We start from the raw sequence: 26,633 nt of genomic DNA, 5'->3' as shown, positions 1-26,633 counted from the left end.
ATGCCTTATAAAAACCTACCTGCACATCGTATTATCCTGCTAACAGTATTTATAATTGTTGCTGTACTTGGCGTATTGGTTATCATTACACCGGCAGCAATCTTCCCCGATGCAAGCTGGGGTTTCCAGGTTTTACGATCGATGGAGTTGGGCGGGCCGTTTAATGTGCTTACCAAACCAAGTCAGGTAAATATCGCTTTAAACACCAGCGAGTTTATCTCTTGGTGGTCGCCGGGGCAGTATCTTGTCCCGTACTTTTTTAAAACTTTGTTTGGGGTAAATACCGGTCATGCTGCAGCTTTAACCACCATGTTTTGCCAGTTAATTGGCTTAATAGGGTTCTACAAATTCTTTAAGAAAGCAGGTTTTAGCCGCTTCATCAGCGCCTTAAGTTTACTGGTGATCGTTTGCCAGCAGGCATTTTTAACCCCATACATCTTTTACATCGGCGGCGAAACTTTGTTGTTCGCTTTCGCGGGATGGTTCCTGTACGGATCCCTCATATTCAATAAACCCGATTGGAAGCTGATCCTTTTTGTACTGTTCTCCGGCTGGATAGGTTTTATCTGCAAATCATCATTCATCTGGATCTATTTCGCGGGGTTACTATTCCTGTGGGTCCAGCTATCTGCCGGGAACCGTAGCGCAAAAGCATGGCTCTTTAAAGGTTTTTGGATAGGTATCCCGGCCTTAATATCGGTTGTTGTTATCTACTGGCTATATCTTTCAAAAGGCCAAAACCCCGCGTCCGGGTCAAACGGTATCGATCTCAGCTGGAAGGCATTTTCCTTCCCCATCGCCTCGCCAATCCTCGCAGGCTTTTCTGCCGACGACCTGGTGAACGGTTTTATTTATCATAATGATGAAGCCGTACTATCTGCGGGCTGGGCTACTGCCGTGCTGATCCTGCTGGCCATATTGAGCATTGTATTAGTATGTAAGATTATCACCAAGGTGCCCGATAAAAACTATCGCCACATCATCATTATATTTTATGGTGTGTCCTTGTTATTCTTTGGCTCAGCATTTTTGCGCCGGTTAGATATTTCTTACGAGGCAAGACACTTTAGAATTATAGGCTTATTGATCACACCTGGGGTGCTGTACTTATTCAGTCAGTACAAGATGGTTTATAGGGCGTTTTTAGGCGTTTTTGTGGCGGTTATTTGCTGTTTTTCGGTCGCGTTTTATTACACCGGATCGCATGGTTTGCATCACTATACAGCGTACGGAACATCGGGCGTTGGCCAGCAATTTATAGATCAGGAAAGCCTTAATTACGTTAAACTTTTAGACGATAAGCATACAGATGCTACCTTTGTTTTCTTTAGCCCCGATCTCGGTCTGGAGATTCAGCACAATAGGATAATTACACTTGGCGCACTAAATTCCGATATCAATATCTACTTTGACCAGTATATCCACAAAGGCCACGCAGGCCCGCTATATATCATAATGCCCTCATACTATGTGGGTATAAGGGCATCTGTTATCCTAAAATCTTTCCCGGGGTACAAAGGCTTTTCACTTAAAGAAATGAGTGACAGCTATATACTTTACTTCGCTACTGAGGCGCGATAGCGTCTTTGTTAATTTCTTTCCAAAGCAGATCCTTCAATTCAGTAATATTCCGTTGGGCAACCGAGGATATGAATACGTAAGGGATATCTTTAGGCACTTCCTTCTCCATCTCTTCCTGTAATTCAGCGTCAAGCATATCAGATTTGGTTATGGCTAATACCCTCGGCTTATGCATCAGTTCGGGGTTGTATTCGTTAAGTTCTCTTAACAGGATGTCGTATTCTTCTTTAATAGTGCGGTTGGTATCGGCAGGTACCATAAACAACAACACCGAGTTACGCTCGATATGGCGCAGGAAACGGATGCCAAGCCCTTTGCCCTGTGATGCACCCTCTATAATACCCGGAATATCGGCCATAACAAACGATCTATTATCGCGGTAGCCAACTATACCCAAATTAGGCACTAGTGTTGTAAAGGCGTAATCGGCAATCTCTGGCTTAGCAGCAGATACTACCGAAAGCAAGGTTGATTTACCAGCGTTTGGGAAACCTACTAAACCAACATCGGCCAATAATTTTAGTTCAAGGATGTTCCAGTCTTCTTCGCCATCCTCGCCGGGTTGTGAGTAGCGTGGGGTTTGCTGGGTAGCCGTTTTAAAGTGCCAGTTACCCTGGCCACCACGGCCACCTTTTGATAAAATCCTGGTTTCGCCATCGGCGCTTATTTCAAAAAGCACCTCACCTGTTTCGGCGTTTTTGGCTATAGTACCTAAAGGAACTTCTAAGATTTCATCGCGGCCGGTTTTACCAGATCGTAACGAGCTACCACCAGAATCGCCGTCTCCGGCAATAACGTGCTTGCGGAATTTTAGGTGAAGCAGCGTCCATAACTGGGCGTTACCTTTTACAATAACGTGCCCGCCGCGGCCGCCATCGCCACCATCTGGGCCACCTTTTGAGGTTAAAATATCGCGGTGTAAGTGCGATGAACCCGGGCCACCATGTCCCGAACGGCAGCATATTTTTACGTAATCAACAAAATTTGAGCCTTGAGACATAGTTTTATATTTTGAGTCGGAAAGTTTTTTAGACGGAAAGTCCGAAAGACGGTAAGCAAACTGCTTTACCAACTTCCGGACTTTACTGCCTTGCCGACTTTCGGACTATATGATTAATAAGCGTAGATAACCGAATTTATAGAAGAGAATATCTCATCTATAGAGCCAATACCATTGATGCTTTTATATTTATCCTGTTTTTTATAGAAACCTGCAACCGGTGCAGTCTTGTCATTATATTCTTTAATACGCTTGCGGATCACTTCGGGGTTGGCATCATCCGGCCTGCCCGAGGTTTCGCCACGTTTCAATAAACGTTGCTCCAATTCGCCGTCGGTAACTTCCAGGGCTATCATGCCGGAGATTGCTGAATCTTTTGATTCAAGTAAATTGTCCAAAGCTTCGGCCTGTGCAACCGTGCGGGGGAAACCATCAAAAATAAAGCCTTTTGCATCTTTATTAGCATCAAGCTTATTGCTGATCATACCAATCACAACACTATCCGGAACAAGCATGCCCTCGTCCATCAGTTTTTTTGCTTCAAGGCCAAGCTCGGTACCTTGCGAAATTTCGCCGCGTAACAAATCACCGGTTGAAAGGTGAATTAAGCCAAATTTCTCGATAAGATTTTGTGATTGGGTACCCTTCCCTGCTCCGGGCGGACCAAACAGTACTAAGTTAAGCATCCCTTTGTGATTAAAGTTAAAAGCCTTTCAGTTATTCAAAACGGAAAGGCTTAATTTTAGTGTGCACTTGTAGGGATTCGAACCCCAAACCTTCTCATCCGTAGTGAGATGCTCTATCCAATTGAGCTACAAATGCATTTAGATATAAACTGTTACCGACTAAACCGGCAACCGCCCCGTTTTTTACGGACTGCAAAAATAGGATTTTCTACATCCATTGCAAACTTTTTTATCAATTACTTTACTTTTTCGGCAATCGCCTCAAAATTTGGCAGGTCGCCGGCGTTCTCTAACACCTCGGCATAGATCACATTTTGCTCCTCATCTATCACAAAAGCAGCACGTTGCGCTACGCCTTTCATGCCAAATGCAAACTCGGCATACAAAGCGCCGTATGCTGCAGAAACTTCTTTGTTAAAATCAGAAAGTAGCGGGAATTGGTAAGAATTTTCTTCTTTAAACTTTGCCAGCGTGAATGGCGAGTCGACAGAGATGCCTAAAATTTGGGCGTTTAAACCATCGTAATAACCAAAGCTATCGCGCATGGTGCAAAGCTGCGTGGTGCAAACACCTGTAAATGCCAACGGGAAGAAATGGATCACCACTTTTTTGCCCTTAAAATCGGCTAATGAAACTTCTTTAAGATCTGACGAGGTTAATTTGAACTGCGGTGCGGCCTGGCCTACGATTATCGACATATTGTTTTGCGTTTTTGTGCTGCAAATAAAATAATAATCTACGTACCTATTATCACGGCTATGTTATTTAAAACAATTGGCTATTGCTATTTTAAAAAACTAAATATTTAGTTTAACTTTATTTAACAATTGGGTGTTACTCATCTGTGTACTTTAGCAGCAGATAAAACGCCTGATAACTAGGTCTGTATCAAATCATCTATTAAACCACTTGTCATGTTAAAAAGCCACATTAAAATAGCAGCCAAAAGCCTCTTTAAAAACCGCAATGTTACTCTGATAAACATTTTTGGCCTGGCACTTGGCCTGGCTACCTGCCTGCTCATTATATTTTATGTGGTTGATGAGGTGAGTTATGACAAGTACAACAGCAAGGCTAGTCGTATTTACCGGGTTAATACCGATATTAAATTTGGTGGCAATGCCAGTTCATATGCCATTGCCCCACCTCCCCTTGCTATTGAAGCCGCTAACAATATACCCGAGGTTGAAAAGGCTATCCGGCTGTTAATAGCTACAGAGATCCGCTTTAAAAAGGGTGAAGAACACATCAGCGAAACCAAAGTGGCATATGCCGATTCGACCCTGTTTGATGTGTTTACCCTCCCTATGCTTAGCGGCAATGTTAAAACGGCGTTAAAAGAGCCAAACTCGATAGTAATAACTCGCCAAGCTGCGCTAAAATACTTTAATAGTACCGATGTAGCAGGCAAATTTTTGACCATGGTAAATGGCAATGTCAATTACAAAGTGACGGGCGTGATAGAAAACATGCCGCAGCAATCACACTTTAATTTTGATTACCTACTGTCGATGGCTACGTTAGAAGGCAGCCGCGGCAACGTGTGGAATAGCTTTATTTACAGCACATATCTTTTAGTAAAGCCCGGCACAAACGAAGCCTTGCTAAGCAAAAAACTGGATGGCATGTTTCAAAAACATTTTGAGCAGCAACCCGGCTTTAATGCTACAGCGTTTGCCAAAAATGGCAATTATGTGCGTGTAAATTTAACGCCGCTAACAGACATCCACCTGCTATCTAACCGCCAGTATGAATTAGGGGCTAACAGTAGCGTAACTTATATCTACATTTTCTCGGCCATTGCTTTATTTATATTACTGATAGCCTGTATCAATTTCATGAACCTTTCTACCGCTCGCTCGGCCAATCGTGCGCGCGAGGTTGGTGTGCGCAAAGTGCTGGGCTCGCCGCGTAAGTATTTAATTGTGCAGTTCCTGGCCGAATCAATATTGGTTACGCTTGCTGCAACCATAATTGCGGTGCTTGCTGCATGGGCACTGCTGCCATTGTTTAACCAAATTGCCGGTAAAGAGCTGAGTATTTCCCTGCAAACCATTAGCTGGCTTTTCCCGGCGCTGCTTACTATTATTTTGGTAGTTGGCGTTTTAGCGGGTGCATACCCGGCGTTTTACTTGTCTGCTTTCCAACCTATAGCTGTGTTGAAAGGCAGGCTTTCTACCGGGTTTAAGGGCGGCGGTTTTCGCAACTTTTTGGTAGTGCTACAGTTCTCCGTTTCTATATTCCTCATAATTGGCACAATTGTAATTTATAATCAGCTTAACTACATCCAGCAAAAAGATCTTGGGTTTGACCGCAGCCACGTGCTTGTTGTAAAAAATACAGTTGGGCTTGCTAATGCCCAAACTTTAAAAGAGCAGGTGAAAGAAATTGCGGGCGTAAGCAGCGCATCACTAAGCGGTTTTTTGCCTACCGGGAGCCTGCGCCAGCCAAACTCTGTTTTTACGAGCAGGGTGCCCAATTCAACGAACGCGCTGTTTACCGAAATCTGGCCTGTTGATGAGGATTACCTGGCCACCATGGGCATGAAACTATCCCATGGCCGCAACTTTGAAAAAGGTAACCTAACCGATTCTTTGGGCGTTATCATTAACGAAACTGCCGCGCGGATGCTTGGTTTTACCGGAGGTGTGCTTGATAAAAAAATCTATTACATCCCCGACGGGGCGCCCGATCACAGCATTAAGGAGTACCATGTGCTTGGCGTGGTGAAAGATTTCAACTTTAAATCCCTGCGGGATAATATTACCCCGGTTGTAATGATGCTATCCAACAATAATGGTGCGCTAAGCATTAAACTGGAGGGTACGGATGTAAAACCATATATCGCCAAAATAGAGCATAAGTGGAACCAGTTATCGCCCAATCAGCATTTCGAATACTCGTTTATGGGCGAAGATTTTAACGCCGCCTACCGCACCGAGCAGCGTACAGGCACGCTCTTTCTGATATTTACTACCCTTGCAGTTGTTATTGCCAGCCTTGGCCTGTTCAGCCTTGCCGCTTACGCTGCGGAGCAGCGTAATAAAGAAATAGGCATCCGCAAGGTACTGGGCGCAAGTGTATCGGCCATTGTGAGGATGCTTAGTAAAGATTTTATCAAGCTGGTTGTAATATCTTTTCTGATAGCCGCGCCAATTGCCTGGCTGGTGATGCATAAATGGCTGGAGGGCTTTGCCTATCGCCAAAATATGCAATGGTGGGTAGTCGCCATATCCGGCGCAGGGGCTATTATAATTGCCTTTGCAACCATCAGTACTCAATCGTTCAAGGCGGCAATAGCCAATCCGGCAGAGAGTTTAAAAAGCGAGTAGCATTCAATCAAACATATCTGCCATATAAGCTATTATTGCTAATATGAAAGCCATCATAATAACCCAACCCGGCGGGCCCGAAGTTTTGCAAATTGAAGAAAGGCCTACTCCTGCCTATGCCTCAACCGAGGCACTCATCAAAGTGATGGCAGCAGGCATTAACCGGCCGGATGTTGCGCAGCGTAAAGGCAACTATCCGCCGCCTGCGGGTGCACCTGTTGACATTCCCGGATTGGAAATAGCAGGTGTTGTAGCCGAAGTGGGTAGTGACGTTACCCGCTGGAAGGTTGGTGATAAGGTTTGCGCCTTGGTAATTGGCGGAGGCTATGCCGAATATTGTAATGCACCTGAAGGCCAATGCCTTCCCATACCCGATAACCTTTCATTCGCCGAAGCGGCAGCCCTCCCGGAAACCTTCTTTACCGTATGGAGCAATGTGTTCGACAGGGCTAAATTGCAACCGGGCGAAAGCTTGCTTGTACATGGCGGCAGCAGCGGCATTGGTGTAGCGGCCATCCAGATGGCAACTGCCCTGGGCAGCAAAGTTTACGTTACCGCGGGTAGCGATGAAAAGTGTAAGTTTTGCGAAGACGTTGGTGCGGCAAAGGCCATTAACTATAATAAAGAGAACTTCAGTGATGCGATAGCAGGTCTCACCGACGGCAAAGGTGTAGATGTGATACTGGATATGATAGGCGGTGCTTACACTTCCCTCAACATTAAAAGCCTTGCTACAGAAGGCCGGTTGGTGCTCATCAATACCATGAAGGGTAAAACAGTAGAGGTTGACCTAAGCGAAGTAATGCGCAAACGCATCAACATAACAGGTTCTATGTTACGCTCTCGCGATGTGGGGTTTAAAGCGGCCATAGCCCAAAAACTTGAAGAATACATCTGGCCGTTGTTGGCATCGGGAAAAATAAAACCTGTAGTCTATAAAGCATTTACTGCTGATGAAGCGGCCAAAGCCCACGAGCTAATGGAAAGCAGCGAGCATATGGGGAAGATAGTTTTGAGGTTTGAAGAGAGCTTATAGTTGATGGTTCATAGCAAAGCACCATGAACTATGAACCATCAACTAATATCAATTCGGGAACTTAACCCCGCGGTAGTTTGAAATATTTACGGCCGGTATTGTTGAGCCGTAGTTTGAGTTGATCGCTTTAATGAACTGGTTAGCTACAATAGCATAACCGCGTGGCGTTAGGTGAACTCCATCCAGCGAGAAGATACCACCACTAATATAGCTTGAGTTTGCACTCACACCATCAATTAACAAACCATTTACTTTAACACCATTAAGGTAAGAATAAGCATCAAATACAGCTAAGCCTTTTGTAGCGGCTACTGCTTTAATAGTTTTGTTGTAGTCGGTAACGTAATCTTTTACTATGGTCACTTCGTTATTATCCAACACATATTGATTTTCGATAGGCGCGTAAGGTGTTAGTCCGTAAGGCACCATACCTACAGGTGAAGCAACCATAGCGCCTATTTTTGCTGTAGGGAAAGTTAATACGATTAGATCTGAGGCAGTCGCGGCACGTGGCGCATAAGTTGTATTAGTAATATCTGCAGTAGCACGTGCATTTACATAAAGTGCCTGGGCCTGTGGATTAGCCTTTTGCACAGCGCCTAAAATAGCACCAACTGTAACCGTAGTAAAATATGGTACCGATGTTACGTCCGGAATAGTTGCAACAGCACCTTTAGCACCCTTTTCGGTTAGTTTTGTTATGGATAAAGTATACAGCTGCGCAAATTGCGTTTTATCAGTCAATACATCGCCTGCGCCACCACTGGTAGCATAACCTAAGGCATCGTTATTACCCAACCAGTCGGTAAAAAAGGTGAAATCTTTAGCGGTAACAAAATCAAGGTAAGTAGTATTATTTGTTGGTGGGTTGCCCGGCAGCAAACGCTCAAAATATGGGTTTAAATTGCCATAAGGCGCGTAAGTTATCTGTTGTAATTTAATACCCGGCACACCGTAATTGTTAAGGTCTCCGCTGTATTTGGTTAATAGAATAACATCACCAAAACCGGGGATGGTTACTTTACCACGTACCGCATTATTTTCAGTAACAGTAGTAGTAATAGGCGTGCCATTAGGATTAAAGCCGGTCAGTTTCAAATAGGTGGAGCCATTTGCCTGTGCTTCGGTAAACAATGGCTGGGTAAATGTACCGCCACCAACTAAAGCCATTTGTTTGGCAATGATGCTTGGGTAGGAGTTTTGCTGGCCTTCCAGGTATAACCCGTTATCGGCAAAACCTGCGGTTAACGAGTTACCTACTGAGATGTAGCGGGTAAAATCGGCAGTTCCTTCGCTTTTCTTGGGGCTCTCGAAAGATGGTTTGCAACCTGCAAATAGTGCAAGCGTTGCAGCAATGTATATATATTTATTTAACGTTTTCATTTTTTGATGATATTACCAGTGGTAAGAAAGTGAAACACCCGGGATGTAAACATTGCTTTTGAATGTACCCGATAAGTTAGATTCGATATTGGTTTGGAAACGGGAGAACAAGTGCTCGTACTCGAAAGAAAAATCCAGATCGAGCTTGTGGGTAAGCTTGTAACCCAATCCTGCTGTTAAGTAATAGCGGTTAGCATCCGGCACTTCCGGGGTTACATAACCATCCTTTACCGCAGTGCTGGCGTAACCACCACCAAGGCGTACGGCAACCTTATGGCTTGTTTTGTATTGCGCACCACCCCTTAAGCTGAATGCATCTTTATAGTTTCGTGGCGAATAGGTATCCTGCAAAGTGGATGTGTTTGATGCATAATCAAACGCCAGGGCTTTGTATGAATGCCATCCCACAAAATTCGCGTCGAAGGCAACGGTCCATTTCGCATCCGGGGTATAACCAAAACCGATTGAAGCATTTGCCGGCAAGGGGATACCTGCCATAAATGTGTTTGGCTGAGGGAAGTTTGCCTGCAGCGAGTTTGCCACACTAAAAAAGGCATCACCCTTTTTAATATTAGTGTTAACCTGCGAGCGGTAATCTAAACCGATAGTAAATTTGCTGCTTGGTTTAATAAAGATACCGGCATTCCACCCGTAACCGCGGCCGCCGCCTGTTAAACGCGCCTGGCCGGGATTGCCATCAGGGCCACTCACCGGGATAGCGCGTTGTAAGTCAACCGAAGCGTGGTTGTAGACAAAACCTGCACCAATACTTAAGTAATCAGTTAGTTTGTAGCTAACCGTTGGCTGGAAGAATATCGCTTTTAGATCCAGGCTTTCCAGCACGTATTTACCCTGCCAGTTGCTGCCCCAGTCGATTAAACCGCCAAACGGTGTGTAAACACCAAGGCCTACTTTCCATCGGGCCGCCTTAGGCCCCCAAACAGCGTAGGCATTAAAAGGGGTAGCAACTTTTTCTTTTGTAAATGCTGTACCCGATGCATCCGCACCCTGGAAACCCGACTTAAAAAAGAGCGGGCTTATACCCGCCTGCAGGTAGTTTTCAGATAACATGGCCATTGCACCGGGGTTAAAAACAACCGAAGCCCCATCCTGCAGCAAGCCGGTACCTGTGTGGCCCATGCCTATTTGCTTTTGTCCGTTTAGGTTAACCATAAAACCCTGGGCATAGATAATACCAGGCGATAACCACATTAAGAGTAGTAGAATTTTTTTCATTTAATACGTTAAGAGGCTGTAAAGCCGGTTTTAAATTTGGTAAACAAAACTACAAAATTGTCGCTTAAAAATTTCACAGAAATTTCTTCACATAACTATTTAAATATTTGGCAATAAACCTTAACTTTGCACCTCTGAAATAGTACCGTTTTGTATAGAAGGCATCTGTTTCATTATAAATTATTTAAAACACCAGGTTATATATGCCAAACATTGGAAAAATATCAAGGATCATCGGTCCGGTAGTTGACGTAAGTTTCGCTGATGATGCACATCTTCCTAAGATCTATGATGCGCTTGAGATCACAAAAGACAACGGACAAAAAATTATTTTAGAAGTTCAGCAACATTTAGGTGAAGACCGTGTGCGCGCAATCGCCATGGACTCGACCGACGGTTTGCTGCGCGGCATGAAGGTTTTAGATACCGCTACTGCTATTAAAATGCCGGTTGGTGAGCAAATCAAAGGCCGTGTATTTAACGTAGTAGGTGATGCAATTGATGGCATTCCTAACCTTGACAAAACCAATGGCCGCCCAATCCACGCAACTCCTCCGCGTTTCGAAGATCTATCTACCGAAACTGAGGCATTGTTTACAGGTATTAAAGTAATTGACCTTTTAGAGCCTTATGTAAAAGGTGGTAAAATTGGTTTGTTTGGTGGTGCCGGTGTTGGTAAAACAGTATTAATACAAGAACTCATCAATAACATCGCGAAAGCTTATGCAGGTTTATCTGTATTTGCAGGTGTAGGTGAGCGTACCCGTGAAGGTAACGACTTATTGCGCGAGATGCTTGAATCGGGTATTATAAAATACGGTGATGCATTTATGCATTCAATGGAAGAAGGCGGATGGGATCTTTCTAAGATAGACCCTGAAGCTTTGAAAGAATCAAAAGCGACATTCGTTTTCGGACAAATGAACGAGCCTCCCGGTGCACGTGCACGTGTGGCACTTTCTGGATTGACCCTTGCAGAGTACTTCCGCGATGGTGATGAAGAAGGTAAAGGCCGTGATATCCTATTCTTTATTGATAACATCTTCCGCTTTACACAAGCAGGTTCTGAGGTATCGGCACTATTAGGCCGTATGCCATCGGCGGTAGGTTACCAGCCAACACTGGCTACCGAGATGGGTACCATGCAAGAGCGTATCACTTCAACAAAACGTGGTTCAATTACATCTGTACAGGCCGTTTATGTACCTGCAGATGATTTAACTGACCCTGCACCGGCAACAACATTTGCCCACTTAGATGCAACAACGGTACTTTCACGTAAAATTGCCGAGCTTGGTATTTACCCTGCGGTGGATCCATTGGATTCTACCTCACGTATCCTTAGCGCAGCTATCTTAGGTGATGAGCATTACAATACCGCTCAACGCGTTAAAGAAACTTTACAACGTTACAAAGAGCTTCAGGATATCATCGCCATCTTAGGTATGGATGAACTTTCTGAGGAAGATAAATTAGTTGTATCACGCGCACGCCGTGTTCAGCGTTTCTTGTCACAACCATTCTTTGTTGCCGAGCAGTTCACCGGTTTAAAAGGTGTATTGGTTGATATTAAAGACACCATCAAAGGTTTCAACATGATCATGGATGGTGAAGTTGATGAGTATCCTGAAGCAGCATTTAACCTTGTAGGCAGTATTGAAGATGCTATTGAAAAAGGTAAAAAATTATTAACAGAAACTAATAACTAAAGCCCCACCCGACCTCCCCACAGGGGAGGAGGAAAAGGCATAATAATAATTTAATTAAAATCCTCTCCCTTCCGGGGAGAGTTAGAGAGGGGCTCATGACATTAGAAATTCTTACTCCTGATAAAAAGATCTACGAAGGCGAGGCTACCTCGGTTACCTTACCCGGTACATTAGGGTTTTTAGAGATCTTGAATAACCACGCCCCTATTATTTCTACTTTAAACGATGGTAAATTAACCATCCGCGGTGCCGCAGGTACTAAAGAAGAAGTGTTTTTTATCCAGGGTGGTGTGGTAGAAGCCTTAAACAATAAGGTTACTGTATTAGCGGAGGGTATTATTAACAAATAGACTTTGTATACTGATATATGGAAAGTCCGGTCAGTATTGGCCGGACTTTTTTTTTGCAAGTTTTTCCGTTCTTTGAAACTTTTATTAATTATTACCAATTAAAGATTGCGGCAGCATATTCAGGAAAGGGAGCGCCTTTGAATAATCGAGGGTATCATACTCCAATCCTAACGCTCTTATATTATTATAGTAAGTGCTATGGTTTTGATAATAGTGTTTTTCTGATTGCAGGTACCATGCCTTATCACCAAGCTTTTGTGCCAGGAGCCATTTTTCTAACAAACGGGCGGTGCGGCCATTACCATCATTAAACGGGTGAATCTTAACAAATACCAAATGGATAAGCGAAGCAAAGAAAAAAGCTTCTTTAATATTGAGTTCAGTTTCTATCAATAATTGAATATCGTTAAAAAGCTTTTTCATTTCGGCCTTAACCTGGCTCCAATCGCAAGCCACGTATTCTATTTTACCATCGTTGGTGATCACAAACATTTTGTCTGTTCTTGTTTTACCGCGTTGCCTTTTATGTAAGATATGTTCGGTAAGTAGTTTATGCGCTTGCTTAACGTGCTTTTTATTTAATTCATGCGTTTGCGCGAATTGGTAGGTAGCATAAAGGTCATCTATCTTTTGAGTATGATCCGGCAAGAATTTAGCGCCCGATAATTTGTGTTTTATATACGAATCGAGGTCGATATCTTCACCTTCTATCTTAGAAGAAAAAACAGCCGATACTGATGTGTAAAAGCTAAAGGTTGAAACAGATAGTTCGCTCTCGCTCAATTTTTCGAAAGTTTCAGATATACGGCCATCCAATTGCACTATATAGTCCTGCAATGAGGCAAACGGTAATATCTCAAATTTCAACTCGTCCATACTTTTTATTAAGCGCGATACAATGTTAAATAAAATTTCTCATTAGGCCTTTTCTGATAAGTTAAACGGTAACGACTTTGCAAGCAAGTTTTTCATGCACCCGCCCCATTTCACGCCGAATTTCGGCAACTTACTATGCATGCATAAAAAACATACCAAATACCGTTTTAAACTTTGGTATAAATTAATAAAAATATAATTCTATATTTAAATAAAATAAACAAATTAAATATTGATTATATAAAATAATCAATATTTAATACTTATTTCAAATAAATTTTTAATGCCTTGCTATTCCATAAGGCTATATCTAACTTACGAATACACAATACAACATTAATCGCTAACGCCGGCTTTGGCGGGCACAAGAGATAAAAACGCTTATAAAATGAGTTCATCATCAAATACTACAACCGCTGTAGAGATAAATAAGTACAGTAAAACCTTTACCCAGGATGAAACCCAGCCTGCGGCAAAAGCCATGCTATATGGTATTGGCCTTACCGATGATGATATGCAAAAAGCACAGGTTGGCGTTGCCAGCATGGGTTATGATGGTAATACCTGTAACATGCACCTTAATGATCTTGCCAAATTGGTTAAACAAGGCATTTGGGACGAGGACATGGTAGGCCTGATCTTCCACACCATTGGCGTAAGCGATGGCATGAGCAACGGTACCGAAGGTATGCGCTACTCCTTAATGAGCCGCGATATTATCGCCGATTCGATTGAAGCAGTAACCGGTGCGCAATATTACGATGGTTTAATAACCCTGCCGGGTTGTGATAAAAACATGCCGGGCTCTATCATGGCAATGGGCCGTTTAAACCGCCCCTCTATTATGGTATATGGTGGTACAATTAAACCCGGCCATTGGAAAGGCGAAGACCTTAATATTGTATCAGCTTTTGAAGCTTTAGGTAAAAAAATAGCAGGACAAATTACTCCTGAAGATTTTATAGGTGTGATTAAAAACGCCTGTCCGAGTGCAGGTGCCTGTGGTGGTATCTACACCGCTAATACGATGGCTGCCGCTATCGAGGCTTTGGGTATGAGCTTGCCTTACTCCTCAAGCAACCCTGCTTTAAGCGATGATAAAAAAGCAGAGTGTTTAGCAGCGGGTAAAGCCATAAAGATCTTATTAGAGAAAGATATCAAACCATCAGATATCATGACGCGCGCTGCTTTCGAGAACGCGATAGTGATCATCATGGTTCTTGGTGGTTCTACCAACGCGGTATTGCACTTAATTGCAATGGCTAAAAGCGTTGGTTTAAGAGTTACGCAGGATGATTTCCAAACCGTAAGTAACCGCATCCCGGTACTGGCCGATATGAAGCCAAGCGGTAAATATATGATGGAAGACCTGCACAACATTGGCGGTGTACCTGCGGTAATGAAATATTGCCTTGCACAAGGTTGGTTGGATGGCAGCTGCCTTACCGTAACCGGTAAAACTATTGCAGAAAATTTAGAAACCGTTCCCGAAATAAACTTCGAGACACAAAAAATTATACTCCCGGCCGAAACACCTATTAAAGCAACCGGTCACTTACATATCTTATACGGAAACCTTGCTGAAGGTGGCAGCGTAGCCAAGATCACCGGTAAAGAAGGTACCAGCTTTGAAGGCCCCGCCCGCGTGTTCGATGGCGAGTTTGAGTTGATCCACGGGATCCAAAGCGGCTTTGTTAAAAAAGGCGATGTGGTGGTTATCCGTAACGTTGGCCCTAAAGGCGCGCCGGGTATGCCCGAGATGCTTAAACCAACCTCAGCCATATTTGGTGCAGGTTTGGGAAGTTCGGTAGCGTTAATTACGGATGGCCGTTTTAGTGGTGGCACACACGGTTTCGTGGTAGGCCACATCACGCCGGAAGCTTATGACGGTGGTGGTATAGCATTTGTAAAAGATGAAGACAGGATCTTTATTGATGCTATAAACCGCACCATTAATGTAATGATAAGCGACGAAGAATTTGCCGCCCGCAAAGCCGCCTGGAAACAACCGGCTTTAAAAGTAAGCAGAGGGCTTTTATACCGATACGCCAAAACCGTAAGCAATGCTGCCGAAGGTTGCGTAACAGATGAAATGCCATAGTCTGAACCGGCATTTTTAGAATTAAAGAGTTGATAGAATAGAATAAAATCGGTGTAATAAAAATCATCGGTGTAATCACAGAATAATGGAAACACAAACAATCACACAACAAATCGGAGGGATCGCAGAGCAATCGGTGAAATCGCCAGTAGTACAACTATCAGGATCGGAAGCATTATTAGAAGCCCTGATCGTGGAAGGTGTGGATACCATTTTTGGTTACCCCGGCGGTGCTATTATGCCTATTTATGATGCATTGTACGATTATAGCGAAAAGCTGAACCACATCCTGGTGCGCCACGAGCAGGGCGGCATACATGCCGGCCAGGGTTATGCGCGTTCATCGGGCAAAGTGGGCGTTGTTTTCGCAACCAGCGGCCCCGGTGCTACCAACCTAGTTACCGGTTTAGCCGATGCGCAGATAGATAGCACACCATTGGTTTGTATCACCGGCCAGGTTTTCGCGCACCTTTTGGGTACCGATGCCTTCCAGGAAACGGATGTAATAAACATCACTACCCCGGTTACCAAATGGAACTACCAGGTAACCGATGCTACCGAGATCCCCGAGGTGCTTGCCAAGGCATTTTACATAGCCAAAAGCGGTCGCCCAGGCCCGGTTTTGATTGATATAACTAAAAACGCGCAGATCCAGAAATTTGATTACGAAGGCTATGTTAAATGTAACCATATCCGTAGCTACAGGCCAAAACCAATCGTTCGCCCTCAGTATATCCAGGAAGCAGCCGAGCTGATCAACTCCGCTAAAAAACCATTCATATTATGGGGACAAGGCGTAATATTAGGCAGTGCCGAGCAGGAGTTTAAAACTTTTGTAGAAAAGAGTGGCATCCCGGCAGCATGGACCATCCTTGGTGCAGGGGCCATACCTACAGACCATCCGCAAAACGTTGGTATGCTGGGTATGCACGGCAACTACGGGCCAAATGTTCTAACTAACGAGTGCGATGTATTGATCGCTATAGGCATGCGCTTTGATGACCGTGTAACCGGCCGCCTTGACAAATATGCCAGGCAGGCAAAGGTGATCCATTTGGATATAGACCCTGCCGAGATCGACAAGAACGTAAAATCTACCGTACCTGTTTGGGGCGATTGTAAAGAAACCATCCCGATGCTTAGCGCATTGGTTGAGAAAAAAGAGCATACGGAATGGCTTGCCAAATTTAACGATTACACCCGCCAGGAAGTTGAGCAGGTGATTTATAAAGAACTTAACCCCACTACGGACGAAATGACCATGGGCGAGGTGATCAAACAATTAAATGAGATCACCAAAGGTGAGGCAATTATAGTGACCGACGTGGGTCAGCACCAAATGGTAGCCTGCCGTTATGCGCAGTTTAATAACACTCGTAGTAACGTTACCAGCGGTGGCTTAGGCACCATGGGCTTTGCCCTGCCTGCAGCCATTGGCGCTAAGTTTGGCGCGCAAGACCGTACCGTAGTTGCCATTATTGGCGACGGCGGTTTCCAGATGACCTGCCAGGAATTGGGTACCATTATGCAAAGCGGTATCGATGTAAAGATCATTATCCTGAACAATCGTTTCCTGGGGATGGTTCGTCAGTGGCAGGAACTGTTCAATTCGCGCCGTTACTCGTTCGTGGATATACAAAGCCCGGATTTTGTAGCGTTGGCAGCAGCATACCGCATCCCCGGCAAAGTAATCGATGATCGCAAGGACCTGCCGTCAGCACTAAACGAAATGCTGAACAACCCTGGCTCTTTCCTTTTAGAAGTAATGGTTACCAAAGAGAACAACGTATTCCCGATGGTACCGCAAGGTTGCAGTGTAAGCGAGATCAGGTTAAAGTAATACCCCCAACAACGAAACAACATGGAAAATCAGGATAACGAAAAGCAGGAATTTAACATAACGGTTTATACGGAAAACCAGATAGGTTTATTAAACCGTATTGCCATCATATTCACGCGTCGTAAGATCAATATCGATAGTTTAAACACCTCTCCTTCCGAGATCGAGAGCATCCACCGTTTTAACATCGTAATAACCGAATCTGAGGAAGTGGTGCGCAAGCTAACCCGCCAAATTGAAAAACAGGTAGAAGTACTTAAAGTATACTATCATACAAATGCGGATGTGATCTGGCAGGAACTGGCCCTGTACAAGGTATCTACCGATGTTATTGCCGAGAAGGTAAGCGTTGAGCGTTTGCTGCGCGAGAATGGTGCCCGTGTAGTAGTATTGCGTAAGGACTACACCGTGTTTGAAACAACCGGCCATCGCGAAGAGACTGACAACCTGATCAGCATCCTTCAGCCTTACGGGTTAATTGAATTTGTACGCAGCGCACGCGTTGCCATCATCAAAAACAGCGAAGGCTTTAACAGCAAGCTCCGCGAATTTGAGAGGCTTGAACCGGGTGAAGATGTTATCGAGAACGAATATCTTAACAAGGGGCAAAAAGTGTTTACGATGTAGATACCCCCCAGCCCCCTGAAGGGGGAGTTGGAATAAATAGTAAATTATAAATCACAATAAAAGAGCAAATCTGCGAAATCATCTAAATCGGTGAAATCGCAAAAAATCAAAAAACCAAAACAATGGCAAAACTAAATTTCGGCGGTAGTGAAGAAAATGTAGTAACCCGCGAAGAGTTCCCTTTAGCAAAAGCTCAGGACGTATTAAAAGATGAAGTTGTAGCAGTAATTGGCTATGGCGTTCAAGGTCCGGGCCAGGCGCTCAACCAAAAAGATAATGGCATTAACGTAATTGTTGGCCAGCGTAAAGGCACAAAAACATGGGATAAAGCTGTGAACGACGGCTTTGTACCTGGCGAAACCCTTTTTGAAATTGAAGAAGCCCTTAAAAGAGGAACCATTATTTGCTATTTATTGAGCGATGCTGCACAGATAGCTTTATGGCCAACCGTTAAAAAACACTTAACCCCGGGTAAAGCACTTTACTTCTCTCACGGTTTTGGTATCACTTTTAACGAGCAAACCGGTATCATCCCTCCTGCTGATGTGGATGTTTTTTTGGTTGCCCCTAAAGGTTCAGGTACATCATTACGCCGTATGTTTTTGCAGGGCCGTGGCTTAAATTCAAGCTACGCTATTTTCCAGGATGCTACAGGCAAAGCTTTTGAGCGTGTTATTGCTTTAGGCATTGCGGTAGGTAGCGGTTACCTGTTCGAAACAGATTTCCGTAAAGAAGTTTACAGCGATTTAACCGGCGAACGTGGTACGCTAATGGGTTGTATCCAGGGTATTTTTGCCGCGCAGTACGAAGTTTTACGTGCTAACGGCCACTCACCTTCAGAGTCGTTTAACGAAACTGTTGAAGAGCTGACCCAATCGTTAATGCCATTAGTTGCAGAAAACGGCATGGACTGGATGTATGCGAATTGTTCAACCACCGCACAACGTGGTGCTTTAGACTGGTGGAAGAAATTCCGTGATGCCACTAAACCGGTGTTCGAAAATCTGTACAAAAGCGTTGCAACCGGTGTTGAATCACAAAAATCAATCGACAGCAATAGTAAAGATGATTACCGCGAAAAATTAGACGCGGAATTGAAAGAATTACGTGATAGCGAATTATGGCAGGCAGGCAAAACTGTACGCAGTTTACGCCCCGAGAACCAGGCTGTAGAAGCATAATATCATAGTAGCAGTGGCAGTTTAAGTGGCAGTATTTAAACTGCAACGGCAACGGCCACTGCTACTTTTACTAATAGAATATTACAATGGGACAAACATTATTCGACAAGATTTGGGATGCACACGTCGTCAGTAGCAACGAGGGCTTTCCCGATATTTTATACATCGATACGCACTTCATTCACGAGGTAACCAGCCCGCAGGCTTTTGATGGTTTGCGCGTAAGAGGGTTACCAGTTTTCAGGCCACAACAAACCGTTGCCACGGCCGATCACAACGTCCCAACCTGGGACCAGCACTTACCCATTAAAGAAGAACTTTCCCGATACCAGGTTGATATGCTCACCAAAAACTGCGCGGAGTTCGGCATCGAGCTTTACGGTTTGGGGCATCCATTCCAGGGCATCGTGCACGTTATAGGCCCCGAGCTGGGCATCACTCGTCCGGGTGGCACTTATGTTTGCGGCGATAGCCATACTTCAACACATGGCGCCTTTGGTGCCATAGCGTTCGGCATAGGTACATCGCAGGTAGAGCAGGTAATGGCTACGCAATGTTTATTGCAATCTCGCCCAAAAAGGATGAAGATAGAAGTAAGCGGCAAGCTGCAAAAAGGGGTTGGCGCTAAGGATATCATCCTGTACATCATCGCGCAGATCTCTGCCGCCGGCGGTACAGGTTACGCTGTCGAATACGCAGGCGATACTATCCGCAGTTTAAGCATGGAAGGCCGCATGACCATCTGTAACATGAGCATCGAAATGGGTGCGCGTTGCGGATTGATAGCGCCCGACGAAACTACTATCAATTACGTTAAAGGCCGCGAATTTGCCCCCAAAGGCGAAGAGTGGGACAAGGCAGTAGCTTACTGGCAAACCCTGTACTCTGATGAAGATGCAGATTTTGACAGCGTACTAAGCTTTAAAGCCGAAGATATTGAGCCAATGATCACCTACGGGACAAACCCCGGTATGGGCATTGGCGTTACACAGCACGTTCCCGAAACCGCTTCATTTGAGCAAAAGGAACAAGGCTCATACAAAAAAGCCCTTGACTATATGGGCCTGCATGACGATCAGCAACTATTAGGCAAACCTATCGATTACGTATTCATTGGCAGCTGTACCAACAGCCGTATTGAAGACTTACGCGAGGTTGCACAGTTTGTAAAAGGCAAGCACAAGGCAGATAATGTTACTGTTTGGGTAGTTCCCGGTTCTAAACAAGTACAGGAACAAGCCATCCGCGAAGGACTGGATAAGATCTTCGACGCGGCAGGTTTCCCGCTACGCGAACCGGGTTGCAGCGCCTGTTTAGGCATGAATGAGGATAAGATCCCGGCAGGCAAATACTGTGTATCTACTTCAAACAGGAACTTCGAGGGCAGGCAAGGGCCAAACTCACGTACCTTCCTGGCAAGCCCGCTTACCGCGGCGGCAAGTGCAATTACGGGAGTGATTACAGATATTAGGGAGTTTTTGAAAGAAGAGGAATTGGTTTAATTACCATGTTATTGCCAGGAACGTAGTGACACGGCAATAACAGCATATCCGATTGTCCTCTGAGATTGCCACGCTATCGCTCGCAATAACATAAAAGAAAATACAATGAGTACCAAAATATTTAAACATATCCAAACCAGCGTGGTGCCTCTGCCAATCGAGAATATCGATACGGACCAGATCATTCCCGCTCGTTTTTTAAAGGCCACTACCCGCGAGGGCTTTGGCAATAACCTGTTCCGCGACTGGCGTTTTGATAACGACGACAACCCGAAATACGGTTTCGTATTAAACGAGCCAAAATACAGCGGCAAGATCCTGGTAGCAGGTAAAAACTTTGGTTGCGGTAGTAGCCGTGAGCATGCCGCCTGGGCTATTGCCGATTATGGTTTTGATGCCGTGGTAAGCAGTTTCTTCGCTGATATTTTTAAAGGCAACGCGCTAAACAATGGCTTGTTGCCGGTACAAGTGAGCGACGATTTCCTGAAGAGGATTTTTGAGGTTGTTGATGCTGACCCGCATACGGTGATTGAAATTGACCTGGTAGACCAGTTCATTAAAATAGTAGCAACAGGTGAGCAGGAAAGCTTTGAGGTTAACCCTTACAAAAAAGCCTGCATGACCAATGGCTATGATGATATCGACTACATTCTGAGCAAAAAGGAATTGGTTGTAGAGTTTGAAGGAAGAGGGTAAAAGCTCAAAGGCAAAAGGTCAAGGTTGCAAATACCAATAACTATTGAACAAATGAACCAGTGAACTATGAACAAAGAGATAAAACGAGAAGGCAAAGGCACTGCGAAATTATTTGACGAGCGCAGTCTTGAAGCCGATTATGCCACGTTACCGCCCCTGCTTAAGCAAGGCTGGCGCGTGCTGGATATCGGTTGCGGAACCGGGGCTATCTCTAAGGGCATTGCTCAAATGGTTGGTTCTGCAGGGCATGTAACGGGGATTGATAACACGGCATACTTTATCGAAAGCGGTAAAGAAACTTATGCTGATGTAGAGAACCTGGAGTTAATAAATGCCGACCTGTTCACGTTTGAGCCAAAAGAAAAGTTCGACCTGATCGTAGCCGCAAGGGTACTGCAATGGCTGAACAATCCGCAGGAAGCTGTGGCGAAATTAAAAAGCATGTTAAAGCCTGGTGGCATATTATCCGTATTGGATTATAACCACGAAGCTTTAGAATGGCAGCCCGAACCACCCGCAAGTATGCGCCAGTTTTACGCTACCTTTTTAAGATGGCGCGGCGATGCGGGTATGAATAACCACATTGCCGAAGACCTGCCCGGTTACTTTACCGAAGCCGGTTTAAGCAGCGTTGAGGTTTTGGATGCGAATGAATATTACAAAAAAGACGAGCCAAATTTCCTGTCGAAGATTGGGATCTGGTCGTCGGTAGCAAAATCGACCCAGATGGTTGAGGAAGGTTACATAACAGATGATGACCGCTTGAAGGCCATCGAAGATTACAACAAATGGATTGAAAGCGACGCGCAACTGATGGTGATGAAACTAAAAGAAGTGCGCGGGACTAACGTATAAATAACAATGGGAGTTAAAAAACACATATTAGTAATACCTGGTGATGGTATCGGCCCTGAGGTTACCACTTGGGGTAAAGCCGTATTAGAAAAAATTGGTGCCGATTTTGGCCACGAGTTCACCTTCGACGAAGCCCTGATGGGCCACGCCGGTATCGAGGCAACAGGCGAGCCATTGCCCGATGAAACACTTGCAAAAGCAAAAGCCAGTGACGCCATTTTATTTGGCGCAATCGGCCACATCAAATATGATAATGACCCATCGGCCAAAGTTAGGCCTGAGCAGGGATTATTGAAGATCCGCAAGGAGCTTGGCTTGTATGCCAACCTTCGCCCCATCATGCTTTTTGATGAGCTGCTGGATGCATCAAGCTTAAAGCCCGAGATCCTGAAGGGAACGGATATACTGTTCTTCCGTGAGCTAACAGGTGACGTTTATTTCGGTGAGAAGAAACGCAGTGAAGACCGTAACACAGCTTCAGATTTAATGATCTACCACCGTTACGAGGTGGAGCGCATCGCTACCAAAGCATTTGAAGCTGCCCGCGTACGTGGCAAAAGGTTATGCTCCGTAGATAAGGCTAACGTGTTGGAGTCATCACGCCTGTGGCGCGAGGTAGTACAGGAGATTGCTAAACAATACCCGGATGTAGAAACCGAGCATATGTTCATTGATAATGCCGCCATGCAATTGGTTAAAAACCCTAAAAAGTTTGATGTGGTATTAACCGCCAACCTTTTTGGTGATATCCTAACTGATGAGGCTTCGCAAATAGCAGGTTCTATGGGGATGCTGGCATCAGCTTCGATTGGTGATGGTACAGGTTTCTTCGAGCCTATCCACGGTTCGGCACATGATATTGCCGGGCAGGACAAAGCCAACCCGCTGGCTTCTATCCTTTCGGTAGCCTTAATGTTAGAGATCAGCTTCGGCCTGAAAGATGAAGCCAAAAAGATAACAGATACCATCGATAAAACTTTGAAAGACGGTTACCGCACCGGCGACATAGCTGATGCCAACACCCACAAAAGCAAAATATTAGGCACAAAGGCCATGGGGCAAAAGGTGTTGGAATACTTGTAGGGTCCCACCCAAACCCTCCCCGGTAGGAGGGCTTAATAAAAAAATAAAATAAAAAGCCTCCTCTACCGGGGGAGGTTTAGAGGTGGCTACAAAATGAAATGGAACGCTGAATTATATGACGATAAACACTCCTTCGTATTTCAATACGGCGAGAATGTGCTGGAATTACTTAACGCAAAACCGGGAGAACGTATCCTCGATTTGGGTTGCGGCACAGGCTATTTAACCAGCGAAATTCAAAAAATGGGTGCAGTGGCAACCGGCATAGATGCCTCGCCGGAAATGATAGCAAAAGCACGTGCCACCTATCATAACGCCGATTTTTTTGTTGCCGATGGTGCTGACTTTTATTTCGATGATAAGTTTGACGCCGTGTTTTCTAACGCCGCACTGCACTGGATAAAAGATGCGGATGGCGCTATCAAATCGGTTTACAATGCACTAAAATCCGGTGGCCGCTTTGTTGCCGAAATGGGTGGCAAAGGCAACGTACAGCAAATGGTTGCAGCAACCACTCTGGCACTAAACAAGCACGGTTACCAGGTGCCGCAAAACGGTAACCCATGGTATTTCCCGTCAACCGCAGAATATGCAACAAAGCTGGAAGCAGCAGGCTTTAGGGTAACATTTACGGCACACTTCGACCGTAAAACACAACTACAGGATGGGCAGCAAGGCGTAGCAAAATGGCTAACCATGTTTGGTTCATCATTTTTTGCAGAAGTGCCTGAAGACAAATTACCACAAATACTAAGCGAAATTACCGACGAACTTGAACCCCATTACAACGATAACGGGCAATGGTTCTCGGATTATAAGAGATTAAGCTTTACAGCTGTAAAAGAGATATGAGTATTGAGATGTGAGACATGAGATTTCACATCAGCAGACCAAATCAAAATAAAAAAATAAAAGAATATAACCCGATGGCAGATAAGAGTCTCAAATCTCAAATCTAACATCTCAAATCTAAAGAATATGTTACACGACCCTAACCGCGTTTATGTTTTTGATACCACACTTCGCGATGGCGAGCAGGTACCGGGCTGCCAGTTAACAACCACTGAAAAGATCGATATAGCCCGCGAGCTGGAAGTACTGGGCGTGGATGTTATAGAAGCAGGTTTCCCGGTTTCAAGTCCGGGCGATTTCATGAGCGTTGTCGAGATCTCCAAGGCCGTTAAAGAGCCGGTTGTTTGCGCGCTTACCCGTGCTAACAAAACGGATATCGACGTAGCGGTAGAATCATTAAAGTACGCTAAACGCCCAAGGATCCATACAGGTATCGGCGCATCAGATCAGCATATAAAACATAAATTTAACAGCACCCGCGAAGAGATTTTAGCGCGTGCTGTCGAAGCTGTTAAATACGCCAAAAAATCTGTTGAGGATATCGAGTTCTACGCAGAAGACGCCGGCCGTGCCGATTCTGCTTTTTTAGCGCAGATGATTGAAGCCGTTATTGCTGCCGGTGCTACTGTGGTGAACATCCCGGATACTAATGGCTACTGTTTGCCAGACCAATACGGTGCCAAGATCAAATATCTAAAGGAGCACGTTAAAAACATCGACCAGGCCATTATCTCGGTACATTGCCATAACGACCTTGGCTTGGCTACCGCCAACTCTATCGCCGGCTTACAGAACGGTGCCCGCCAAATAGAAGGCACTATCAACGGTATCGGCGAACGCGCGGGTAACACCTCTATCGAAGAAGTGGTGATGATATTGAAAACGCATGCAATTCTTGGTTTGCATACTAACGTAAACAGCAGAAACTTTTTTGAAATGAGCCGCATGATCAGCAGCCAGATGCGTATGCCGGTACAACCAAACAAGGCTATTGTAGGCAGCAACGCATTTGCGCATAGCTCGGGCATCCACCAGGATGGTTTCCTGAAAAACCGCGAGAACTATGAAATTATTCGCCCGGAAGATGTTGGTTTCCCAAGTGCAAGCATTGTGCTGACTGCCCGTAGCGGTCGCCATGCGCTTAAATTCCATTTGGAGAGATTGGGCCACAAATTGGATAAAGATGAACTGTACGAGGTTTACAAAACTTTTTTAACGCTTGCTGATGCTAAGCTGGATATAAATGATGACGACTTGCAAGGCCTTATGGCTTACAAGTTGGTAAAGAACTAAGTGATGGATACAGCAACAGAAATACATTTGGATTTTGAAGCGGCCTACCAGCGCCTCAAAGGCGTGGTAAAACATACTCCATTGGAGTATAACGAGGGCCTGTCGGCAAAATACGAATGCAAAATATATTTAAAACGCGAAGACCTGCAGATAGTACGCTCCTACAAATTACGCGGGGCCTACAACCTGATAGCACAACTAAGCCAGGAACAAATAGATAAAGGCGTGGTATGCGCCAGCGCGGGTAACCATGCGCAAGGTGTGGCATACTCCTGCAAAAAGAAGGGCATTAAAGGCATTATTTATATGCCCGAGATCACCCCGAAACAAAAAGTTAAACAGACGGAAATGTTTGGCAATGGTAATGTGGAACTGGTTTTAACGGGCGATACCTTTGACGATTGCCTGCGCGAAGCTTTGATCTACACCAAAGAGCACGACGTGGAGTTTATCCCCCCGTTTGATGATTACCGCACAATTGAAGGTCAGGGAACTGTGGGTGTTGAGATCTTACAAGATCTGCCACAATTCGATGTTGCTATTATGCCAATTGGCGGCGGCGGACTTGCAGCTGGTATGGGTACTTACCTAAGGCAACAGCTTCCTAATATTATCCTTATTGGTGTTGAGCCGGAAGGCGCACCATCGATGCTTACGTCGATAACAAATGGCGAAAACACTGCACTAACGGACATTGACCGTTTTGTGGATGGTGCCGCCGTAAAACGTGTTGGCGATAAAACTTTCGCTATTTGCCGCGAGATATTGGACGATATGCTTACCGTTCCGGAAGGAAAGGTTTGTACTACAATACTTAAATTATACAACGAGGATGCCATTGTGGTTGAGCCGGCAGGCGCACTTTCAGTTACTGCGCTGGACGCTGTAAAAGATAAGATCAAAGGTAAAACGGTGGTTTGTGTAATAAGCGGTGGTAATAACGATATCGACCGCATGCAGGAGATCAAAGAGAAATCGCTGCTATATGAGGGCTTGAAGCATTACTTCATCGTACGTTTCCCACAACGCCCGGGCGCACTTAAGCTGTTCGTAAATAATGTGCTTGCCCCCGGCGACGATATTACCCGTTTCGAATTCATCAAGAAAAACTCCAAAGAGAACGGCCCTGCCCTGGTAGGTATCGAACTAAAAAATGCAGAGGATTACCCTGCCCTTTTAGAGCGTATGGCCGAGCATCGTTTTGAAGTAATAGAACTGAACAGGGATAAAACTTTGTTTGAGTATTTGGTGTAAGAGATTTAACCACAGAGGACACAGAGAATTTTACAGAGGTCACTAAGTGTTTCTTAGTGACCTATTTCATTACCAATATGTCATTGCGAGCGATAGCGCGGTAATCTCATAGGACAAGAGGATATGCTGAGATTGCCACGTCACTACGTTCCTCGCAATG

The 26,633-nt window shown here is 44.8% G+C and carries 22 protein-coding genes and 1 tRNA gene; 16 read left to right on the top strand and 7 right to left on the bottom strand.

Annotated features, from left to right (window positions below; genetic code table 11):
- The gene (locus RHM67_RS06310; protein WP_322231257.1) at positions 1 to 1,581 is read left to right on the top strand and encodes a hypothetical protein; all 1,581 of its coding nucleotides are present in this window, start codon (positions 1 to 3) and stop codon (positions 1,579 to 1,581) included.
- Here RHM67_RS06310 and obgE read toward each other — a convergent pair.
- The 4 genes from obgE to RHM67_RS06290 form a co-directional block, all read right to left on the bottom strand.
- Positions 1,565 to 2,581, bottom strand: a complete 1,017-nt coding sequence (obgE, locus tag RHM67_RS06305) for a GTPase ObgE (RefSeq protein ID WP_322231256.1) — start codon at positions 2,579 to 2,581, stop codon at positions 1,565 to 1,567. The two genes, RHM67_RS06310 and obgE, sit on opposite strands and share 17 nt — an antisense overlap.
- A 113-nt stretch (positions 2,582 to 2,694) precedes the next feature.
- Complete coding sequence (locus RHM67_RS06300; protein WP_322231255.1) at positions 2,695 to 3,267, bottom strand: adenylate kinase; 573 nt, start codon at positions 3,265 to 3,267, stop codon at positions 2,695 to 2,697.
- 62 nt (positions 3,268 to 3,329) lie between these two features.
- Positions 3,330 to 3,403, bottom strand: a tRNA-Arg gene (locus RHM67_RS06295).
- A gap of 100 nt (positions 3,404 to 3,503) precedes the next feature.
- Positions 3,504 to 3,965, bottom strand: coding sequence for a redoxin domain-containing protein (locus RHM67_RS06290; protein WP_322231254.1), 462 nt, complete (start codon positions 3,963 to 3,965; stop codon positions 3,504 to 3,506).
- A gap of 216 nt (positions 3,966 to 4,181) precedes the next feature.
- Here RHM67_RS06290 and RHM67_RS06285 point away from each other — a divergent pair, with 216 nt between their 5' ends.
- Both RHM67_RS06285 and RHM67_RS06280 read left to right on the top strand, forming a co-directional pair.
- Entirely contained in the window at positions 4,182 to 6,599 is a 2,418-nt protein-coding gene (locus RHM67_RS06285) for an ABC transporter permease (protein WP_322231253.1), read from the top strand.
- Positions 6,600 to 6,642: 43 nt separating this feature from the next.
- A complete protein-coding gene (locus RHM67_RS06280) occupies positions 6,643 to 7,635 on the top strand; it encodes an NAD(P)H-quinone oxidoreductase (RefSeq protein ID WP_322231252.1) in 993 nt (330 codons plus the stop codon).
- A 48-nt stretch (positions 7,636 to 7,683) separates the two neighbouring features.
- On the opposite strand, the gene RHM67_RS06275 is transcribed toward RHM67_RS06280, so the two are convergent.
- Both RHM67_RS06275 and RHM67_RS06270 read right to left on the bottom strand, forming a co-directional pair.
- Positions 7,684 to 9,018, bottom strand: coding sequence for a G-D-S-L family lipolytic protein (locus RHM67_RS06275; protein ID WP_322231250.1), 1,335 nt, complete (start codon positions 9,016 to 9,018; stop codon positions 7,684 to 7,686).
- A 12-nt stretch (positions 9,019 to 9,030) separates the two neighbouring features.
- On the bottom strand, positions 9,031 to 10,254 hold the full coding sequence (locus tag RHM67_RS06270) for an OmpP1/FadL family transporter (protein WP_322231248.1): 1,224 nt from the start codon (positions 10,252 to 10,254) through the stop codon (positions 9,031 to 9,033).
- Positions 10,255 to 10,457: 203 nt separating this feature from the next.
- On the opposite strand from RHM67_RS06270, the gene atpD reads away from it, so the two are divergent.
- Complete coding sequence (gene atpD, locus RHM67_RS06265; RefSeq protein ID WP_322231246.1) at positions 10,458 to 11,963, top strand: F0F1 ATP synthase subunit beta; 1,506 nt, start codon at positions 10,458 to 10,460, stop codon at positions 11,961 to 11,963.
- A gap of 95 nt (positions 11,964 to 12,058) precedes the next feature.
- Positions 12,059 to 12,313: an ATP synthase F1 subunit epsilon gene (gene atpC / locus RHM67_RS06260; RefSeq protein WP_322231244.1), complete on the top strand. Its 255-nt coding sequence runs from the start codon at positions 12,059 to 12,061 to the stop codon at positions 12,311 to 12,313.
- An 84-nt stretch (positions 12,314 to 12,397) separates the two neighbouring features.
- Here the strand turns inward: atpC and RHM67_RS06255 are convergent, their stop codons facing one another.
- Complete coding sequence (locus RHM67_RS06255) at positions 12,398 to 13,189, bottom strand: Fic family protein (protein ID WP_322231242.1); 792 nt, start codon at positions 13,187 to 13,189, stop codon at positions 12,398 to 12,400.
- A gap of 388 nt (positions 13,190 to 13,577) precedes the next feature.
- Between RHM67_RS06255 and ilvD the strand changes: the two genes are divergently transcribed.
- From ilvD to ilvA, 11 genes are all read left to right on the top strand, one after another.
- A complete protein-coding gene (gene ilvD / locus RHM67_RS06250) occupies positions 13,578 to 15,290 on the top strand; it encodes a dihydroxy-acid dehydratase (RefSeq protein WP_322231241.1) in 1,713 nt (570 codons plus the stop codon).
- A gap of 85 nt (positions 15,291 to 15,375) precedes the next feature.
- Positions 15,376 to 17,130 carry a biosynthetic-type acetolactate synthase large subunit gene (gene ilvB / locus RHM67_RS06245; protein ID WP_322231240.1) on the top strand — a complete coding sequence of 585 codons (1,755 nt, stop codon included), beginning with the start codon at positions 15,376 to 15,378 and terminating at the stop codon, positions 17,128 to 17,130.
- Positions 17,131 to 17,151: 21 nt separating this feature from the next.
- Entirely contained in the window at positions 17,152 to 17,757 is a 606-nt protein-coding gene (ilvN, locus tag RHM67_RS06240; protein WP_322231239.1) for an acetolactate synthase small subunit, read from the top strand.
- Between the two features lie 122 nt (positions 17,758 to 17,879).
- A complete protein-coding gene (gene ilvC / locus RHM67_RS06235; protein WP_322231238.1) occupies positions 17,880 to 18,938 on the top strand; it encodes a ketol-acid reductoisomerase in 1,059 nt (352 codons plus the stop codon).
- A gap of 86 nt (positions 18,939 to 19,024) precedes the next feature.
- Positions 19,025 to 20,440, top strand: coding sequence for a 3-isopropylmalate dehydratase large subunit (gene leuC / locus RHM67_RS06230; RefSeq protein ID WP_322231237.1), 1,416 nt, complete (start codon positions 19,025 to 19,027; stop codon positions 20,438 to 20,440).
- A gap of 105 nt (positions 20,441 to 20,545) precedes the next feature.
- Positions 20,546 to 21,136: a 3-isopropylmalate dehydratase small subunit gene (gene leuD, locus RHM67_RS06225; protein ID WP_322231236.1), complete on the top strand. Its 591-nt coding sequence runs from the start codon at positions 20,546 to 20,548 to the stop codon at positions 21,134 to 21,136.
- Between the two features lie 66 nt (positions 21,137 to 21,202).
- Entirely contained in the window at positions 21,203 to 21,991 is a 789-nt protein-coding gene (locus RHM67_RS06220; RefSeq protein ID WP_322231235.1) for a class I SAM-dependent methyltransferase, read from the top strand.
- 6 nt (positions 21,992 to 21,997) lie between these two features.
- Complete coding sequence (gene leuB, locus RHM67_RS06215) at positions 21,998 to 23,074, top strand: 3-isopropylmalate dehydrogenase (RefSeq protein ID WP_322231234.1); 1,077 nt, start codon at positions 21,998 to 22,000, stop codon at positions 23,072 to 23,074.
- 93 nt (positions 23,075 to 23,167) lie between these two features.
- Positions 23,168 to 23,926, top strand: coding sequence for a methyltransferase domain-containing protein (locus RHM67_RS06210; RefSeq protein ID WP_322231233.1), 759 nt, complete (start codon positions 23,168 to 23,170; stop codon positions 23,924 to 23,926).
- Between the two features lie 126 nt (positions 23,927 to 24,052).
- Positions 24,053 to 25,219 carry a 2-isopropylmalate synthase gene (locus RHM67_RS06205; RefSeq protein WP_322231232.1) on the top strand — a complete coding sequence of 389 codons (1,167 nt, stop codon included), beginning with the start codon at positions 24,053 to 24,055 and terminating at the stop codon, positions 25,217 to 25,219.
- Positions 25,220 to 25,222: 3 nt separating this feature from the next.
- Positions 25,223 to 26,473, top strand: a complete 1,251-nt coding sequence (gene ilvA, locus RHM67_RS06200; protein ID WP_322231231.1) for a threonine ammonia-lyase IlvA — start codon at positions 25,223 to 25,225, stop codon at positions 26,471 to 26,473.
- Positions 26,474 to 26,633: the final 160 nt, after the last annotated feature.

This window comes from Mucilaginibacter sp. 5C4, assembly GCF_034345625.1.
Classification (GTDB): domain Bacteria; phylum Bacteroidota; class Bacteroidia; order Sphingobacteriales; family Sphingobacteriaceae; genus Mucilaginibacter; species Mucilaginibacter aurantiaciroseus.
The sequence above is the reverse complement of the archived record's forward strand: the minus strand, read 5'-3'. Positions and strand labels throughout refer to the sequence as shown.

Coding starts and splice junctions, on each gene's coding strand:
- RHM67_RS06310 (WP_322231257.1), top strand. CDS start 1: ATGCCTTATAAAAACCTACCTGCACATCGTATTATCCTGCTAACAGTA.
- obgE (WP_322231256.1), bottom strand. CDS start 2,581: ATGTCTCAAGGCTCAAATTTTGTTGATTACGTAAAAATATGCTGCCGT.
- RHM67_RS06300 (WP_322231255.1), bottom strand. CDS start 3,267: ATGCTTAACTTAGTACTGTTTGGTCCGCCCGGAGCAGGGAAGGGTACC.
- RHM67_RS06290 (WP_322231254.1), bottom strand. CDS start 3,965: ATGTCGATAATCGTAGGCCAGGCCGCACCGCAGTTCAAATTAACCTCG.
- RHM67_RS06285 (WP_322231253.1), top strand. CDS start 4,182: ATGTTAAAAAGCCACATTAAAATAGCAGCCAAAAGCCTCTTTAAAAAC.
- RHM67_RS06280 (WP_322231252.1), top strand. CDS start 6,643: ATGAAAGCCATCATAATAACCCAACCCGGCGGGCCCGAAGTTTTGCAA.
- RHM67_RS06275 (WP_322231250.1), bottom strand. CDS start 9,018: ATGAAAACGTTAAATAAATATATATACATTGCTGCAACGCTTGCACTA.
- RHM67_RS06270 (WP_322231248.1), bottom strand. CDS start 10,254: ATGAAAAAAATTCTACTACTCTTAATGTGGTTATCGCCTGGTATTATC.
- atpD (WP_322231246.1), top strand. CDS start 10,458: ATGCCAAACATTGGAAAAATATCAAGGATCATCGGTCCGGTAGTTGAC.
- atpC (WP_322231244.1), top strand. CDS start 12,059: ATGACATTAGAAATTCTTACTCCTGATAAAAAGATCTACGAAGGCGAG.
- RHM67_RS06255 (WP_322231242.1), bottom strand. CDS start 13,189: ATGGACGAGTTGAAATTTGAGATATTACCGTTTGCCTCATTGCAGGAC.
- ilvD (WP_322231241.1), top strand. CDS start 13,578: ATGAGTTCATCATCAAATACTACAACCGCTGTAGAGATAAATAAGTAC.
- ilvB (WP_322231240.1), top strand. CDS start 15,376: ATGGAAACACAAACAATCACACAACAAATCGGAGGGATCGCAGAGCAA.
- ilvN (WP_322231239.1), top strand. CDS start 17,152: ATGGAAAATCAGGATAACGAAAAGCAGGAATTTAACATAACGGTTTAT.
- ilvC (WP_322231238.1), top strand. CDS start 17,880: ATGGCAAAACTAAATTTCGGCGGTAGTGAAGAAAATGTAGTAACCCGC.
- leuC (WP_322231237.1), top strand. CDS start 19,025: ATGGGACAAACATTATTCGACAAGATTTGGGATGCACACGTCGTCAGT.
- leuD (WP_322231236.1), top strand. CDS start 20,546: ATGAGTACCAAAATATTTAAACATATCCAAACCAGCGTGGTGCCTCTG.
- RHM67_RS06220 (WP_322231235.1), top strand. CDS start 21,203: ATGAACAAAGAGATAAAACGAGAAGGCAAAGGCACTGCGAAATTATTT.
- leuB (WP_322231234.1), top strand. CDS start 21,998: ATGGGAGTTAAAAAACACATATTAGTAATACCTGGTGATGGTATCGGC.
- RHM67_RS06210 (WP_322231233.1), top strand. CDS start 23,168: ATGAAATGGAACGCTGAATTATATGACGATAAACACTCCTTCGTATTT.
- RHM67_RS06205 (WP_322231232.1), top strand. CDS start 24,053: ATGTTACACGACCCTAACCGCGTTTATGTTTTTGATACCACACTTCGC.
- ilvA (WP_322231231.1), top strand. CDS start 25,223: ATGGATACAGCAACAGAAATACATTTGGATTTTGAAGCGGCCTACCAG.